The sequence below is a fragment of the Rahnella victoriana genome (genome assembly GCF_004330295.1).
Taxonomy (GTDB): domain Bacteria; phylum Pseudomonadota; class Gammaproteobacteria; order Enterobacterales; family Enterobacteriaceae; genus Rahnella; species Rahnella victoriana.
Genome location: NZ_SJOJ01000002.1, coordinates 142,815 through 160,768 on the forward strand (window position 1 = coordinate 142,815; position 17,954 = coordinate 160,768).

A 17,954-nucleotide genomic window follows, 5' to 3' on the forward strand; every position below is an offset into this window, starting at 1 on the left:
AGCGACATAATCGGCTAAAAGCCGTTGGCAGACAGCAGGTTGACGTCAGCAGGCACAGCAGCATTGTCGTTAAACTTCCGGAGGGGTAAACATGCTTCATGAGTGGCTTAATGCCTTGCATATCATTGCGGGGATACTGTGGATTGGCGGAATGCTGGCAATGGCGCTGGTGTGGGGCGCGTATTCACGCAGTGCAGGGGAGGCGGAAAGTGCCGGTCAGCGGGCGTTGCTCGACACCGTGCGCAAATGGAACCGCTGTGTCACCAGTCCGGCGATGATTTTGTTGTGGGTGGCGGGCATTGTGATGATTGTCAGCTACGGCAAATTCCCGCACGCCTGGTTGCTGATCAAAATGGTGGTGGTGCTGGTGCTCTCCGCGCTGCACGGCATGCTGTCCGGCAATCTGCGCAGACGCGCCAACGGCCAGCCGGTAAAAGATATGGCGCTGGTGCGCAACGCCAGCACCGTCATTGTGACCGGCGTGATCCTGATTGGCATTTTAGCGGTGATCCGGCCTTTCTGAATCGCGTTGCAGGCAAATATAATCCACGTGAATGCGTGGATTTTTTATGTAGCAAGCAACTGATTATACACAGTGATTAATAGTCAGGTATGTTTTGTTACAATCTTGAATCTGGTGGAACTTTTTGCACAGGGTAAACTGCCGTTTTGAAACACGCTGAGCTGTTGATTTAACGATGAAATGGTTAACAAAAAATGCGGTTTTGTTCTCGGTAAAAACCTGTATTGCAGCATTTTTAGCACTCTATATCGCGCTCGAACTCAATCTCGATAAACCGGCCTGGTCGATGGTGTCGGTGTATGTCATTTCACAGCTTTACTCGGCGTCAACCCTCTCCAAAGCCACGTACCGTTTTCTCGGCACGGTATTAGGCGGCGTTTTCATCTTTCTGGTCTATCCCTTTACGGTGACCGATCCGGTTCTTTTCAGCCTGAGCGTGTCGCTGTGGGTGGCGTTTTGTCTTTATCTTTCACTGCATGACCGCACGCCGAAAGGCTATGTGTTTATGCTGGCCGGATACAGCGCAGCCATCATGGGCTTTGCCGATGTCGATACGCCGCTGTCGATCACCTACACGGTGATTTCCCGCGTGGAAGAGATCACCGTGGCGATTGTTTGCAGCTCGCTGATCCATATGCTGGTTTTCCCGGTGCGGATGCGCAACCTGCTGGAGAACAGCGTCAATAACTGGTACGAAAGCGCCAAAAAATTATGCAACGAACTGCTGACGGTGAATGCCAAAGGGCCGTCGCCGGAGCGTGAACATATTCTGGTGCAGATGGCGAATTACCCCGTCAGCGTCGAAGCGTTGATCACTCACTGTGTGTTCGAGGGCGATTCGGCCCGCCGTCTGATCCGCCTGGTGATGGCGCAATACCAGCACCTTTCCTATCTGATCCCGACGCTGACGGCCATCGAGAAACGCCTGAATTTGCTGGCCGAACAGGAAATTCCTTTCCCCGATTTTGTCTCGGCGACCTTCAGCCAGTTCCTGTTGTGGCTGAACAGTGCGGAACTCAGCGGCAACGCGCAGGGCATTCAGAACGAGATCCGCGCCTCGCAGGATAAAATTAAAACCCTGTATGAGAACGGCGACATGACGCCGGAGGAAGGGCTGTTATTCACCGGCCTGCTGGAGCGGTTACAGAATTTCGTGCACATCACGGAATCCTATTACGGCGTGACCGAGCGGGTCAGCCAGATCAGCAAAGAGAAAAAACGCGGCAAGCTGAAACTGCTGCTGCGCCGCCATACGGACGAAGGGATGATCATGCTGTCGGCGTTCAGCGCCTTTGCGGCGACGATGGTCGGCTGCCTGTTCTGGATCGGCACCGGCTGGCGTGACGGGGCGTCTGCGCCGATGATGGCGGCGGTCATCTGCTCGTTCTTTGCTTCGCTCGACAGCCCGATCGCCTCAATCAAAGTGTTTCTGAAAGGGGTGCTGATCGCCATTATTATCAGCGTGATTTATGCGGTGGTGTTTATTCCGATGGCGGTGACCTTTGAGTCGCTGATTATCTGTCTGGCGCCCGGCCTGCTGGCGCTGGGGCTGGTGATCGCCAATCCTTCCACCAACTTTATCGGTCTGATCATCGCCACCCAGATCCCCGGTTTTATTGGCATGAGCCACGATTTCAAACCGGATCTGCTGGTGATTGTGAACGCGGCGATTTCCACCATTGTCGGGATTGTGATTGCGCTGCTGACCACCGCCCTGATCCGAAACAAACGGCCTTCGTGGACCGCAAAACGTGCGCTGCGCAAAGGCATCAAGGAACTGTTGCAGTTCACCAGTGAGATCAAAATCAATGCCTCGTCACTGCTGGCGCGTCAGCAATATGTCGGCAGTATGCTGGACAAAGTGAACATTATTTTGCCGCGTAACAAAGTGGATCCGTCGCCGCAGGTGGCGCTGGGCGGCAACCTGATCACGGAAATCTGGCTGGGCGTGAACTGCTATGACTTTTACGCCCGCCATCAGGACATCCTCAAACATCACGCGCTCGGGACCGAGGTGCTGATGTTTGAGATCAATAAGTACATCAGGCACCGGCTGAAAAATATCTACATCGGCCCGCCGGATTCGCTGCTCAACGAACTGAATCAGGTGCTGTTGCGCCTCGAATCCCTGTGCCGCTCGGACATTGAACTGTTCACGCCGCTGTTTCATCTGTTCAATATCCGCATGGCGCTGTACCCGACGGCACGCTGGCCTGAGGCGACGTGAGCGGATCACCCCGCGCCGTTCACCAGCGCAATCAGTGTGCAGGGGACGGGCGGGGTATTGCCGTCTTTTAATATCACCAGCGACTGGTTTTCCCGCACGGCAAACAGGGGCAGCACGCCGCTGTTTTTCTCCAGATAATCAATCCAGCCAAAACTTTCATTCAGATGGGTGGCCTTGATCACCGCGCCCTGTGCCAGCAGGGAACTGAGTTTGGAATAAGTGGCTTCGGTACTGAACAGCACTTCATGACGCTGGAAGCGGCTGTTTTCCTGCGAACGCGCCCCTTTAATCGCCGGGCCGGATCGCACGGCAAACACGTTATCACGGCCGAAAATATGGCCGAAATGGTATACCGCCAGCGCGTTCTGATGGCGGTTCGGTGAGAGCGCCAGCACCTGCGCCGTACTGCTCAGATCCAGATAGTTTTCCGCATGTTCCGACCAGGCATTGCCGTAATAAGCGGGAATGCCATCCATCCGGGCCTGACGGTAATACTCCCAACTGCTGTCGGTCAGCCGAACCGGAATATCCTGTTTCATCAGCACTTTCGCCAGCGCCCGTGCCACGGTATTGGCCCCGATGATCAGCACGCCACGCGGTGCCCGCTGCTGTACCCGTAATCCGCGGGCAATCGCCCGGCTGGTCAGGCTTTGCAACACCACCGTGCCGATGATGATGGCAAATACCACGGTCACCAGTTTGTCGGCCTGCGGATAATTCATGCGTTGCAGGGTCAGGGCAAACAGCGAACTGACTGCCGCCGCAACGATGCCTCGCGGGGCAATCCAGCACAGCAACAGGCGATCCCGCCAGTGCAGGGACGAACGCCAGGTCGATACCGCGATACACAGCGGACGGGCGATAAACTGCACCACCAGCAACAGGATCACCAGCGGCCAGCCCATCGCCATCAGCGCGTGAATATCCAGACGTGCCGCCAGAATAATAAACAGCGCCGAGATCAGGATGGCCGACAGTTCCTCTTTAAAAGCCAGAATATCGGTGGTATCCACATCGCGCATATTGGCGAGCCAGATCCCCATCACGGTGACGGTCAGCATGCCGGATTCATCGGCGAGGGCATTCGACAGACCGAACGCCGTCAGCATCACCGCCAGTACGCCGAGGTTTTGCAGATAAGCGGGGATCCACACGCGGCGCAGCGCCACACCGAGCAGATAACCAAACAGCGAGCCGAGCACCAGTCCGGCCGCCACGGTCGCACCCAGCGTCCAGAAAAGATGAGTCAGCGATTCGGCGTGTTCGCGCAGGGTAATAAATTCAAACACCAGCAGGGTGAAAATCGCGCCCACCGGGTCAATCACAATCCCTTCCCAGCGCAGCACCTGATTGATGGCCGCGTTCGGACGCACCACGCGCATCAGCGGCGCAATCACCGTCGGCCCGGTGACCACCGTGACCGCGCCCACCAGCGCCGCCAGTTCCGGGGCAAATCCCAGCAACCACCAGCACGCCAGACTTATCACCGCGAAAGTCACCAGCATGCCGATGGTCACCAGATTGCGCACCACGCCGCCCAGCCCGCGAACTTCATCAATCCTCAGCGTCAGTGCGCCTTCGAACAAAATGATCGCCACCGAGATCGACACCAGCGGAAACAGCAGATCGCCAAACAGGGCATCGGGGGTGATCACCTGCGCGACCGGCCCGAGCACCACGCCCAGTAACAGCAGCGGCAGAATGGCGGGAATTTTCAGCAGCCAGGCCAGCCACTGCGCCAGCAACGATCCCAGACCAATAATCACCAGCATCAGCGGAGCCGACAGCAACATAAAATTTCCCTTTTAGATAAGAAGCAGAGGGCCAGCGGACGGCCTGTGATGTCACCAAATTATTCGCACAATGTTGCGTTTTTGTAAGTGTAGCTTACCTTTATGTAAGGAATTAGTAAGGCAAATTTCAGGATGTTTCGTTGTAGGTTTAGGTTAAAAGAGATTTTTAGTCAGATTTGTCAGCCAGTCACTCCAGCCGTATCGCGTTTTCTGAAGGCCATGCAGGCCATGTTGAATCACTTTATCCGGGATCCTCTGATGAATAAGATCTACCGTCTGATATGGAGCGAAGTCAGGTCTGCGTGGGTTGCCGCACCTGAAACCACCAAAGGGCAGCGCAAGGGCAGTGGCCGCACCCGTCTGGCCGTTTCGGTCGCCCTGGCGTTAACCACCACGCCGGTGCTGGCGGAAGATGTGAACTGGGCAGTGGCGTATCCTTCTTATACTTTCCCGGTTCTCGCCAATTACGACATTCTGCGTGAAACGGGTTTTGCTTTCACCATTGATGGCGACACCGCCACGGCCAATCATTATGCCGCCGGGACGACGTTGAATATTCTCGGGGCGATCCCGACCCTTGCCGCCGGTTCGAACGGCACGTTCACCACGTTATTGGTGCGCAACGGCCTGACAGACAGCACGGGCACCGGTGCGGACCCGGGGCGCATCACCCTGATTGAGGCCACGGATGCCAATAATGTCGTCACGCCGATCACCTCCGCCAATATCGATAACTTTACCTACTCCACCAACCCCGCCGTACCCCAGCAAAATCAGGAGCTGAACGTGGTGGTGCCGGGGCTGGATGGCAGTTATTCGGTGATAAAAGTTTATGATTCCTCGACCTTCTCGTCGTCGACGGATGCGAAAGTCGGCGATTTAGCGCTCAACGTCTATGCGCCGAACTCATTTCATATCTACAACAATTTCGGTATTGCCAGCGTCTCGGCAAACGGCGGTACCGCCAATATCAATATCGGTGCCGATACCGGCGGCACGACGGCTATCTCTGCGGCCGCCAACACCCTTAATCTGCTGGCGAAGAATTCCACCCTGGCAAAAGCAGACGGCACGGACAATGCAGCCAGTCAGGTGAACTGGTTGTCGGATAACTATGTTCATTTTTCACCGGCGGCAGTGATCGACAGTGACCTGCAATCTGAAACCGCTGTCAGTTCAAAATACAGTGATTCCATCACGCTGCCCAATTACGCACTGGTGGCAGGAAGGGTGGTTCAGATAGGCACCCGTGAGTTTGACATTACCTCGGCGGCTGACATTGCCACAGTGAATAACTTCCTGCTGGGGACCAGCCGGGAAAACAGTCAGGTTCAGCTGTGGCTGACCGGCGGCGTCACGTTACCGCCGGAGAATGGCGGGGCGGTGATTGATTCTGCGGTGATTGCCCAGAATACCTATAACGCCATTATTCAAAGTCTGCTGGATAACGAACAAAGTAACCGCGTGGATCTGACTTATCACGTCTGGCAGGATTCACTGTCGCACACCAATAACGCCACGCTGGGCACCGGCGATCTGAATGTGATTTACGCCACCGGCGCACTGGCGACGGGCACCGTGACCAGCACCGGCAGTCTGGCGGTGGACGGTGCCTCAACCGTGATGCGTGCAGATCGCGGTGCCACGATAACCAATAACGGCAATATCAATATCTGGCGCAGTGACAGCGCCAGCCCGGCCGGTGTGGGTATGAAAGCGACCGATGCGACCGCCACCAACACCAACACCGGCACGCTCAATGCCGGACTGTTTCTGGAGAAAAATGGCAGCAACCAGAATGTCAGTAATCAGGGCAGCGTGGCGATGCAGGGGCTGGGCGCCAGCCAGTTATCCAATACCGGTTATATCAACGTTGCGCTGACCGACAGCACCACGGCGAACGCGGTGGGGATGCAGGCGCAGGGCACCACCACGGCCACCAACAGCGGCACCCTTGCGCTGACCGGTAACAGCCATAATACCAACGGGCGTGCCAGCGGTTACGCGGCAGATATTTCCGGCGCGGCGACCTTCACCAACGCCGCAAGCGGTAATATTTATATCGGTACCACGCCGGTGACGGCCAGCGCCGCACCTTCTGCCACCAGCATGGTCGGCGGCGCGGTACAGTCGGCGGCTATCCGCACCAGCAGCACCGGCAATGTGACCAACAACGGGACGATTACCCTCGGCACGGCGACGCGAAACGCGGTAGGTATGCTGGTCAATGGCGGCACCGGCGCGGTGCTGAACGCCGGTACGATCAATGTGCTGGGCGGCCTTGGCGCGAACGGATCTGCGGCACCGAATTATGGCTTATCCGCCACCAACACCACTAACGTCACCAACACCGGCATCATCCGCGTCACCGGCGAGAACAACGTGGCGATCAATCTGCTGGCAAGTACCGCAGCGGCGGCCGTGAATTCCACCAATACCGGTACCATTACCGTCGGCGCGGCCGGTGATAACGGCGGCAACGACAGCAACCCTTACACTTACCGCAATTATGCGGTCTACGCCGAAGGGCTGAGCGGCAATCAGGCCACGGCCACGATCAACTCTGCGATTAACCTGTTATCCGCCGGTGCGATTGGGGTCCATGCGCGGGGATCCGCCACTATCAACGTGGGCGCGAACGCATTGCTGAACTTCGCCAATAACAGCCAGATTGGCTATTACGCCTACGGCGAGGACGCCAGCATCAATCTCGGCAGCGCCATCATCAATGACAACGCTCAGGCGAGATCAGTGCTGTTCCTGATCGACCATGGCGCGCAGTTTGACGGCGATTCCGGCAATGCCGGTGCCTACCAGCTGACGGTCAGCGGCACCGGTTCAACGGGGGTATTTGCTAACGGGCTGGATACCGGCGCGGACGGCCAGCCGGGCGGCGGCGATGACGCGCTGACCACGCTGGATACCGGTGCGGCGACCATTTCAGTCAACGGTGAAAATGCGGTCGGGGTGAAAATCACCGGCGGCGCGACCGGGACCATCAATAACGGCGGCATTCTGCTGAATCACAACAACTCCACCGCCGTGGTGGTGGATGGCCGCAGCTATGCGATCGACGGGACGATTGGCGACAGCGACGACGCGCTGGCGACCAACGTGCTTTCCAGAGTGGATATCGGCACCACCGCCAGTCAGAGCGGTATCAAAGGCTATGACATTTCGCACAAAGGCAACGTAGATATCGAAAGCGATGGCACCGTGCTGGCGGGCAGCAACAATATCGGCATCTATCTGCACGACGGCGGTATCGCCACCAACAATGCGCCGATCAGCGTCTCCGGCACCAACAATATTGGTGTGTACATTCAGGATCAGGGCACGCTGACCAACTCACGCGACATCACGGTGTCCGGCGTTGCTAACAGCGGCAATGTCGGGGTGAAAGTTCAGGGCGCGGGGGCGCAGGTCACGCAGCTCGGTGATGTGACGGCCACCGGCGGGCTGGCAGCCGTCCAGCTGGTGGGGAACGGCGCGGCGCTGGCGATCAGCGGCAGCAATAATCAGATCACCGCCAGCGGCGGCGCGGACGGCATTCTGATGGATACCGGTTCATCGTCCCTGACCGCCAGCAACACGCAGATTGATATCAGCGGTACCGGCGCGGGGATCAATAACAAAGCCGATACGTCCAACATTAATCTGACTGACGTGGTGATCAACGCTGCCGATGGCCCGGCCATCCGCACCGCCGTGACGTTCAATGCCGAAGGAACCGGCAATGTTCTCAACGTGTCCGGCAGCGGGTCAGGGTTTGCCTTCGAACAGGCGGGAGGAACCAGCACCACCGGCAATCTGACCATCGGAACCGGTTACACCATCAACGCCACCGGAGCGAACGGCGTCGGTATTCTGGCGCGAACCAACGGCAGCGTCACCTCCGGCGCGGACATCACCATGGGCGCGACCGGCGGAGCGGCGATTTCGGCGGCCGATGCCCGCGCTGTCACCAATAACGGCAATATCCAGACCAGCAGCAACACCAATACCTCGGTGCTCGCCACCAATGCGGGCGCGTTTACCAACAACGGAACCATTAACGCCACCGGCGCGCTTAATCCGCTGGCCTTAATCCGCATCAACGGCAGCGCCGCCAGCCGCACAATTCTTAACAACGGCACCATCACGGATGCCAGCCAGAACTCGGTGGTGATTGACGCCAGCGGCAGCGCCGCCAATACCGTGACCAATCAGGGGACGCTCAGCGCCGCCAGCAATACGGCCACGGCATTGCGGACGGGGAGCGGAAGTGACAATGTCACGCTGTCCGGCACCCAGGCGACCACCGGGCTGATCAATCTCGGTTCGGGAGCGGACACCTTTACCTGGAACGGGGGCACGCTGGATGGCGCGGTGGATTTCACCGGCTCAGACGGCAATGACCGCGCCAACATCGGCAATGTGGATCTCAGCGCCACCCGCCACATTCTCAGTAATGGCGGCAGCGGCAGCACGCTGACCTTTACCGATACGCACGCGGCCAGCGATCCGGCACAGATTGGCTCGCTGGCGGCAGATGCGCTGCCGGTGACCAATATCGGCACCGGCTGGAGCACGCTGGCGGTGACCGGCAGCGACGCGGATTTGCGCGTGGTGGATAATTTGCAGCTTTCCGGCACGCCGCAGATCCGCATCAGCGACGGTGCCACCGTGCGCAGCGGTGACAACGTCACCAATTCCGCGCTGGCGAGCATCAATAACTACAATGTCATCACCGACCGCGCGGACAGCCTGCTGATATTTGACGGCCTGTCCGCCGCGCAGACCTATTCCGGCATCATCAGCGGCACCGGCGGGCTGGAACGCGCGGGCGGTGGCACCACCATCCTGACTGGCGAGAACACCTATACCGGCAACACGCTGATCGACAGCGGCGGTACGTTACAACTGGGCAATGGCGGTGCGCCGGGGGCGTTATCGCCGCTGACCAATATCACCGACAACGGCGTGCTGAACATTAACCAGTCCGATACGGTGAATCTGGGCGGCGTGATCAGCGGAACCGGCGCGTTTTACCAGACCGGCAGCGGTACCACGCGGTTAAGCGGTGCCAATACCTATCAGGGCGTGACGCAGGTGAACGGCGGTACCTTGCTGGTGAACGGTGATCAGCGCGACGCATCCGGCGAAACCACCGTCGCCAGCGGCGCAACGCTCGGCGGTAAAGGTACGATTGGCGGCAACGTCACCTTTGGCGCGAACACGACCCTGACGCCGGGCGACGGCGGTGCAGGCACACTGAACATTAATGGCAATCTGAACCTGTCTGCGACCACCAATAATAAATTTGAACTCGGTCAGATCACGGTCGCCGGCGGTGCGCTGAATGATTTCGTTAACGTCAGCCAAAATCTGACCCTTGACGGTCTGCTGAACGTGACACTTTCTGCGGGAGGCATCTTTGCACCGGGTCTGTATCGTCTCTACAGCTATGGCGGTACGCTGACCAACAACGTGCTGGATGTGGTGACATTACCGACCAACAACCAGAGCACGTATGGTGTTCAGACGTCCATTCCCGGCCAGGTCAATCTGGTACTGAGTGCGCCGCAACCGGCCAGCACGCTGCAATTCTGGGATGGCAATTTGCTCGGTACCAACCACGGCGACGGCACCTCTGGCAACAATCAGGTTGACGGCGGCAATGGCGTGTGGGAATCGCGGGCGCTTGACGACACCAATAACTGGACGACCGCCACCGGTTTTGGCAACGATCCGTGGAGTCAGGCGTCGTTTGCTATCTTCCAGGGCACGGCGGGCACCGTCACCGTCAGTAATGCGTTCAACCCGGTGACCACCGCCGGGATGCAGTTCGACAGCACCGGCTACGTGCTTAATGGTGATCCGCTGACCATTGTGAGGACAGCCAATCTCTCTCCTTCGGAGAATTATCTGGCACAGGGTGAAACCGATGCGGATGCGTATTTTGTGGTTCGCGTGGGAGCTGGCGCAGACGGCGCGGATGTGACGACCAGGATTGATGCCAACCTGGTTCCGGCAACAGGATCAACCGACCGGCTTAAACTGCTGAAATTCGATCCGGGACGTTTGATCCTGACCGGCGTTAATGGTTACACCGGCGGCACCGAAATTTATGGCGGTGTGTTGAACGTTTCTTCGGATCAGAACCTCGGGTTAGCAGGCACGTCAGTGCTGATCAACAACAATGCGACATTACAGATTGGGGCAGATTACACCACCGACAGACCGCTGTTCCTCAGCCAGACCGGCGGCGGGCAGATAGATCTCTTCGGGCATACCTTTACCCCGACCGGCGTGATTGGCGGACTGGGGCCACTGACGGTGCGTGATTCCACGTCTGCTACCGACAGCACGCTGGTGCTCAACCGCGCCAACAGCTATCAGGGTGCGACGACGGTGAGCGGCAATAACGGCGCAACCGTAGTGGCGGTGGATGCCAATACCACCGGCGTGTTCGGTAAATCCGACAGCACGGTGACGGTGAATCAGCAGGGTACGGTGAATTTCAATAACAGCGCGACGGCACAGAACCACGCCTTCACCCTCGACAGCGGCATTCTGACCTTCAACGATTCCGCGTCTGCGGCCGACAGCGTGACAACCGCCACCAACGGTGCGGCGGTCAGGCTGAGCGACAACGCCCGCGGCGGCAACGGGCGGTTTACGCTGGCATCCGGCACACAAATGAACCTCAGCGGGCAGGCGGATGGCGGCAACGCCGTGATGACCAACAACGGGCTGGTGACCTTTGCCGGGCAGGCATCAGCCGCTGGCGCGACGATTACCAATAATGCGGGCGGCGTGGTGAATGTCGCCGACAGCAGCGGCACGGCGATCGGTTCGCTTTCCGGCGCGGGCAATGTGGTGCTCGGCGCGGCCTCACTGACCGAAGGGGCGCTTGGCCGCAATGACGGCATCAGCGGGGTGATCAGCGGTGCGGGGGGCAGCCTGAGCAAAACCGGCAACGGCACCCTGACACTCACCGGCGACAACACTTACACCGGTGCCACCGCCGTGCAGCAGGGCGTTTTGCTGGTCAATGGCAATCAGCAGGCGGCGACCGGCGCCGTCAGCGTGGCGTCGGGTGCCACGCTGGGCGGTAACGGCACGCTGGGCGGCACTGTCACGGTGGCGGATAACGCGCATCTGGCGGCGGGCGCGGATCTGAACAGCGTCGGCGTGCTGACCACCGGCGGTCTGACGCTAAATCAGAACGCACAAATCGATTTCCAGTTTGGCCGCTCTTATGTCGCAGGCGGCAGCCTGAATGACCTGATCAACGTCAACGGCGATCTGAACCTCAACGGCAAGCTGAACATCACCCAAACCCCCGGCGGCACCTTTGATGTCGGTATTTACCGTGTCCTTAATTACACCGGTGCGCTGACCAATAACCAGCTGGATATCGGCACCGCGCCTCAGGCGGCGGATGATATGTATGTGCAGACATCCATTGCCGGTCAGGTGAATCTGGTGAACCGCACCGGCGTTATCCTGCGATTCTGGGACGGTGCCGACAGCGACAACAAAAATGACAGTCAGATTGAAGGCGGTAATGGCGTCTGGCAGAACAGCAGCGGCAACGATAACTGGTCAACGGATGTCACCACCCCGGATGGCCGCTTTAATGCGCCGTTCAGCGACAACTCCTTCGCCATTTTCGGTGGCACCAAAGGCAACGTCACGGTGGATAACAGCCTGGGTGCGGTGACCATCAGCGGCGCACAGTTTGCCACCGACGGTTACGTGGTCTCGGAAGGCGTGATCACCACCACAACCGCCGACACCCAGATCCGCGTCGGCGACGGGACCGCGCAGGGCGCGGATTATACCGCGACCATTAACTCGCAAATCGCAGGTAGCGGCGGCATCAACAAAACCGACGCCGGGACGCTGATACTCGGCGGCGACAATACCTACCGTGGCGGCACAACGATTTCAGCGGGCACCTTACAGGTATCGGCAGACAATAACCTCGGACAGTCCGGCAGCGGGCTGGCCTTTGACGGCGGCACGCTGCGCTATGGCAGCGCCTTTAATACCGGCCGTGCCGTCAGCCTGCAAAGCGGCGGGGGGACGGTGGATACCGATGGCAAAAATGTGGCGCTGAACGGCGTGATCAGCGGCAACGGCGCACTGATCAAAACCGGCAGCGGTACCCTGACGCTGACGCAGGATAATACCTATACCGGCACGACGACCCTCAGTGAAGGCACCGTTCAGCTGGGTAACGGCGGCGAACAGGGCAGCATTGTCGGCGATATTGTCAATAATGCGGTCTTACAGATTAACCGCGCAAACCTGCTGACCTTGCCCGGTGATATTTCCGGCACCGGCCAGCTATGGCAGCAGGGTGCCGGCACCACGGTACTGAGCGGCCGCAATACCTATTCAGGACTGACGCTCGTACAAAGCGGCACATTGCTGGCCAGCGGCGCCAATACCCTGAGTAAACAGTCAGACCATATCGTCAGCGCCGGTGCGTTACTGGATACCGGCGGTACGTCCCAGAGCCTCAGCTCGCTGGTGAACCAGGGCACGGTAAATCTGCGCGGCGGCGATGTCGGCTCAACGCTGACGGTGAACGGGGATTATGTCGGCATCAACGGCGTGCTGAAAATTGCCGCGCAGCAGCACAGCCCCGGCGTGGCCGACCGGCTGGTGATTAACGGCGGCAGCGCCAGCGGCGTCACCCGGCTGGATATTGATGTCAGCCAGCTCGGCGAGGAAACCACCGGCGATGGCATCACGGTGGTGGAAGCGGTGAATGGCGCGACCACCACCGCGCAAACCACCAAAGACGCCTTTACCCTCGGTGCCGATCATCTTGATGCCGGTGCCTTCCAGTACCGGCTGTTTGCCGCCGATGCCGGCGGCGCGGGGGAAGACTGGTTCCTGCGCGCCACCTATCGCCCGGATGTCCCGGCCTTCAACGGGCTGGCGACCACGGTACGTCAGGCGGATCTGGCGGTGCTCGGCACGCTGCATCTGCGTGTCGGGGATGAAAAACCTTACGACAAAACCGTGCCGGAAGATCAGGAAGGACGTTTCTGGGCGCGTTATATCGCGCAATCCACTCACCAGAGCCTGAACGATGCCACGGCAACGCAGGCAGATTCCCGCATGAACGGAATGCAGGCCGGGGTGGATTTGTATCAGAACGAAAGCTGGCGGGCAGGGATTTACACCACCGTGCTCGATATCGATACCAGCTATCAGGGCCAGACCTCCGGTGGCGCGGGCTATACCTCGGATACCGCGTTTTACCTCGGCGGCTACGCCACCTGGACGGGGGATGACGGGTTGTATGTCGACAATGTGCTGCAATATGGCCGCCACAGCGTGGATCTGAAAACCGGCAACAGCCACGATTCGCTCAGCCCTGACGGCAATACGTTTATCGCGTCAGTGGAAGTCGGCAAACCCTGGCAGCTGGGTGACAGCAACTGGGCACTGGAACCGCAGGCTCAGCTTATCTGGCAGCACAGCGATTTCGACAGCGTGATCATGCCGGGCGATGCCAAAACCCGTGCCGACATCGAGGCTGATGATGCGGTGATTGGTCGTCTGGGTGTGCGTCTGACCAGTCAATACGACACGCAACAGGGCAGTGTGAAGCCGTATGTGCGGGTCAATCTGTGGCAGGAATTGTCGGATGGCAGCGATTCGACCTCCTTTACCAACACTTCCAATAGCGCCGGAAAAACCACGCTGACCGCTGACCAGCGTTACAGCAGTACCGAAGTGGCACTGGGCGCGACCTGGGCGGCCACGTCAGAAGTGCAGGCGTACACCGAAGTGGGCAAAAGCTACCAGAACGGCGGATCAAAAAGTCAGATATCCAATGATCTGAGCGGCACGGTGGGGATTAAAATCCGCTTCTGAGGCAATAACAAAGAAGCCCGCATATATGCGGGCTTCTTTATTACGTGAACACTTAACAAATCACTTTTTCTTATAAACGTCAGCCGTGCCGTGAATTTTATTGTTGGTATTGCCAGACGTTAATACAAACACATCGCCGCCTTTTTTATCGGCTTTTTTAGATAAATCTTCAATGGCACCGGACTGCGAGGTTTTATTCGAGGTGGTGACAGAACCCACTTTGGTATATTCAGACGCCACTTTTTCGAAATCAACTTTCTTCATCAATTCAGCCGAGTAGGCGCTGAAAGAGACACAACCCATTACAGCCACAGCCAGCAACGTTTTAGATATTTTCATGTAAGCCTCAGGTTTAAAGTTTGCCCAGTAAATTGAAGGAAGAGTAAGTAAATAACCTTTATATATTGTCACCTTGCCGGAAAATAACCCACCTTGTAAACAACGGGTTATCATCGTCTCTAAGTAATAGACAAGGAATTAAATAATTACAAGGCGGAAATAAAAAATTAAGCAAAGTGTGCGCTTTTTAGCATTTTGAGCGCGGGCAATGCGGGCACCACGTCATCACGGCCGCCAATGTTGCTTAGGTGTTAACCCCCCTCCGAAACATGTTTCAAGGCTAATAATTTACTTTGAAGCAGATCACATATCTTCATTTCGCCATCACCTGCTGATTGTCAGGGTATAAAAAGGTTCTGATAATGTTACCGATAACATGTTACCGGTAACAGCCGCGATAACGGGCACGCTCACCGGCATGATCGCCTTTACGATGTTCTGAGAAAAGGGACAACACTATGATTAATAACACCGTAACCCGCGTCACGCAGCGGATCATCGACCGTTCCGCGTCCAGCCGTGAAGCCTATCTGGCGCGTATGGCCGCCGCCCGGTCACAAACCGTTCATCGCGCGCAACTGGCGTGCGGCAATCTGGCGCATGGCTTTGCCGCCTGCCAGCCGGATGACAAAAACGCCCTGAAAAATATGGTGCGCAGCGACATCGCGATTATCACGGCCTACAACGATATGTTGTCGGCGCATCAGCCTTATGAACATTATCCGCAGCGGCTGAAAGAGGCGCTGAAAACCGTCGGCGCGGTCGGGCAGGTGGCTGGCGGCGTACCGGCAATGTGTGACGGTGTCACGCAGGGGCAGGACGGCATGGAGCTGTCGCTGATGAGCCGCGACGTGATCGCCCTGTCAGCGGGCATCGGCCTGTCGCACAACATGTTCGACGGCGCGCTGTATCTGGGCATCTGCGACAAAATCGTGCCGGGACTGGTGATGGCCGCGCTGTCATTTGGTCATCTGCCTGCGGTGTTTGTCCCCGCCGGACCGATGAGCACCGGCTTGCCAAACAAAGAAAAAGTGCGGATACGTCAGTTATATACCGAAGGCAAAGTTGACCGCCAGGCGCTGCTGGAAGCGGAAGCCGCGTCCTATCACGGCATCGGCACCTGCACGTTTTACGGCACCGCCAATACTAACCAGATGGTGATGGAAGTCATGGGGCTGCATCTGCCGGGGGCGTCATTTGTGCCGCCGGATTGCGCACTGCGTGATGCGCTGACCGACTCGGCGGCGCGTCAGGTCACCCGCCTGACCGAAACCAGCGGCAACTATCAGCCGCTCGGCCAGATGCTGAATGAGAAAACCCTGGTCAACGGCATTGTCTCGTTGCTGGCGACCGGCGGTTCCACCAATCTGACCATGCATCTGGTGGCGATGGCGCGGGCGGCGGGCATCATCATTAACTGGGATGATTTCTCTGAGCTGTCCGATGCTGTGCCGTTGTTGTGCCGTATCTACCCGAACGGCCCGGCGGATATCAACCAGTTCCAGGCGGCGGGGGGCGTGCAGCTGGTGGTACGTGAACTGCTTCAGCACGGCCTGCTGCATCAGGACGTCAATACCGTGGCCGGTTTTGGTCTGGATCGTTATACGCAGGAGCCGTGGCTGGATAACGGCACGCTGGCGTGGCGCGAAGGGGCGGAACGTTCCCTCGATCCGGCGGTGATTGCCCGCGTGGCGCAGCCGTTTGAGCACCACGGCGGCACCAAAGTGCTGTCAGGAAATCTGGGGCGCGCCGTGATGAAAACTTCCGCAGTCCCGGCGGATAACCAGATCATCGAAGCGCCTGCCGTGGTATTCGACAGCCAGCATGACATCGTGCCCGCCTTTGAAGCCGGTAAGCTGAACCGCGACTGCGTGGTGGTGGTGCGTTTTCAGGGACCACAGGCCAACGGCATGCCGGAACTGCACAAGCTGATGCCACCGCTGGGCGTATTAATGGATCGTGGATTCCGCGTGGCGCTGGTCACCGACGGCCGTTTGTCCGGGGCTTCCGGCAAAGTGCCTTCCGCCATCCACGTCACACCGGAAGCCTGCGACGGCGGCATGCTGGCGAAAGTGCAAAACGGCGACATCATCCGCGTGAATGGCCGGACCGGCGAACTGGAATTGCGGGTCGGTGCTGCGGAACTGGCGACGCGTCAGCCTTATCAGCCCGATCTCAGCGCAGAACATACCGGCTGCGGACGCGAGTTATTCGGTGCCTTACGCAGCCAGCTTTCCGGTGCTGAACAGGGCGCCTGCTGCATCAAATTTTAACCTCAACGTGAATGATGACAGAACACCCTGACGCGGTGACGGGCGCGAAGTAAAGCGTTTGCCGTCAGGGCTAAACAATACGAAAATGGCGGAGCGTTATTCTCCGCCATTTTTTTATCTGCAAACCGCGCCTGAGGCATTATGTTTTCATCCGACACACTTGAAGCACTGATCCGATCGCACGGATTACTGATTATGACACCGCTGGTGATCCTCGAAGGGCCGCTGGTGACGGTGATTGCAGGCTATCTGGCGCGTCTGCATTATTTCAGTTTATCCGCCGTATTTATCATGGTGCTGGCGGTGGAGGTGTTCGGGGATATCCTTTTCTATTCACTCGGCCGCTGGGTGATCAACGCTGACGGCCAACCGCCCGGCTGGCTGGCGCGTCTCGGACTGACACAGGCGCGGCTGGAAAAAATGGTGAAAAGTTTTGAGCATAAAGGCGGGCGGTTGCTGGTGATTGCCAAACTGACCCATTCGGCGGGCGCCCTGGTGCTGACCGGCGCGGGTATGGCGCGTATGCCGCTGGTGCCTTTTTTGTTCTATAACATTCTGGCGGCCATTCCCAAGAGCCTGTTTCTGCTGAGTATCGGCTGGATGTTCGGCGATGTGCTTGCACAGGTGAATAACGGGTTACAATACGTCTCCCTTTTCCTGCTGATCGTGCTGGGCGTCGCGATGGTCATCTGGCTGCGTTCGAAGCGATAAATGAATACATCCCGCACATCGGCTCAGGGATTTTCTTCGTGCCACCGGCAACGAAAGAAGAGGCATAAATCGGGGCTGATATGTTTGAGGTGTGATCCATAGGTTGACGGTTTTACGCTGCATCAGGTTGAGGACAGCGTAAAACCGGTGTTTTACTTTGCGGGGCGGGTTTGTGGCAGGAGCGGACATTTACGAAAGGGATCTTT

Annotated in this window: 7 protein-coding genes; 5 read left to right on the plus strand and 2 right to left on the minus strand. The window is 58.0% G+C overall.

Annotation, left to right across the window (positions count from 1 at the left end; translation table 11 throughout):
* Positions 1–91 precede the first annotated feature (91 nt).
* A complete protein-coding gene (locus EYY67_RS02470; RefSeq protein WP_131692741.1) occupies positions 92–523 on the plus strand; it encodes a CopD family protein in 432 nt (143 codons plus the stop codon).
* A gap of 175 nt (positions 524–698) precedes the next feature.
* Complete coding sequence (locus tag EYY67_RS02475; protein ID WP_131692742.1) at positions 699–2,750, plus strand: FUSC family protein; 2,052 nt, start codon at positions 699–701, stop codon at positions 2,748–2,750.
* A gap of 5 nt (positions 2,751–2,755) precedes the next feature.
* Here EYY67_RS02475 and EYY67_RS02480 read toward each other — a convergent pair whose 3' ends face one another.
* Positions 2,756–4,543: a cation:proton antiporter gene (locus EYY67_RS02480; RefSeq protein WP_095921943.1), complete on the minus strand. Its 1,788-nt coding sequence runs from the start codon at positions 4,541–4,543 to the stop codon at positions 2,756–2,758.
* Positions 4,544–4,801: 258 nt separating this feature from the next.
* Between EYY67_RS02480 and EYY67_RS02485 the strand changes: the two genes are divergently transcribed.
* Positions 4,802–14,425 carry an autotransporter-associated beta strand repeat-containing protein gene (locus EYY67_RS02485; RefSeq protein WP_131692743.1) on the plus strand — a complete coding sequence of 3,208 codons (9,624 nt, stop codon included), beginning with the start codon at positions 4,802–4,804 and terminating at the stop codon, positions 14,423–14,425.
* A 60-nt stretch (positions 14,426–14,485) separates the two neighbouring features.
* Here EYY67_RS02485 and yahO read toward each other — a convergent pair whose 3' ends face one another.
* Positions 14,486–14,764 (minus strand): DUF1471 family periplasmic protein YahO, encoded by a 279-nt coding sequence (gene yahO / locus EYY67_RS02490; protein ID WP_095921944.1) that lies wholly within the window; start codon positions 14,762–14,764, stop codon positions 14,486–14,488.
* A 458-nt stretch (positions 14,765–15,222) separates the two neighbouring features.
* On the opposite strand from yahO, the gene edd reads away from it, so the two are divergent.
* Both edd and EYY67_RS02500 read left to right on the plus strand, forming a co-directional pair.
* The gene (edd, locus tag EYY67_RS02495) at positions 15,223–17,037 is read left to right on the plus strand and encodes a phosphogluconate dehydratase (RefSeq protein WP_131692744.1); all 1,815 of its coding nucleotides are present in this window, start codon (positions 15,223–15,225) and stop codon (positions 17,035–17,037) included.
* Between the two features lie 141 nt (positions 17,038–17,178).
* Positions 17,179–17,748 (plus strand): DedA family protein, encoded by a 570-nt coding sequence (locus tag EYY67_RS02500; RefSeq protein ID WP_095921946.1) that lies wholly within the window; start codon positions 17,179–17,181, stop codon positions 17,746–17,748.
* The last annotated feature ends 206 nt before the right edge of the window (positions 17,749–17,954 follow it).

What these genes read in the sequence shown, in the direction of transcription:
- EYY67_RS02470 (WP_131692741.1), top strand. Translation starts at nt 92, where the DNA reads ATGCTTCATGAGTGGCTTAATGCCTTGCATATCATTGCGGGGATACTG.
- EYY67_RS02475 (WP_131692742.1), top strand. Translation starts at nt 699, where the DNA reads ATGAAATGGTTAACAAAAAATGCGGTTTTGTTCTCGGTAAAAACCTGT.
- EYY67_RS02480 (WP_095921943.1), bottom strand. Translation starts at nt 4,543, where the DNA reads ATGTTGCTGTCGGCTCCGCTGATGCTGGTGATTATTGGTCTGGGATCG.
- EYY67_RS02485 (WP_131692743.1), top strand. Translation starts at nt 4,802, where the DNA reads ATGAATAAGATCTACCGTCTGATATGGAGCGAAGTCAGGTCTGCGTGG.
- yahO (WP_095921944.1), bottom strand. Translation starts at nt 14,764, where the DNA reads ATGAAAATATCTAAAACGTTGCTGGCTGTGGCTGTAATGGGTTGTGTC.
- edd (WP_131692744.1), top strand. Translation starts at nt 15,223, where the DNA reads ATGATTAATAACACCGTAACCCGCGTCACGCAGCGGATCATCGACCGT.
- EYY67_RS02500 (WP_095921946.1), top strand. Translation starts at nt 17,179, where the DNA reads ATGTTTTCATCCGACACACTTGAAGCACTGATCCGATCGCACGGATTA.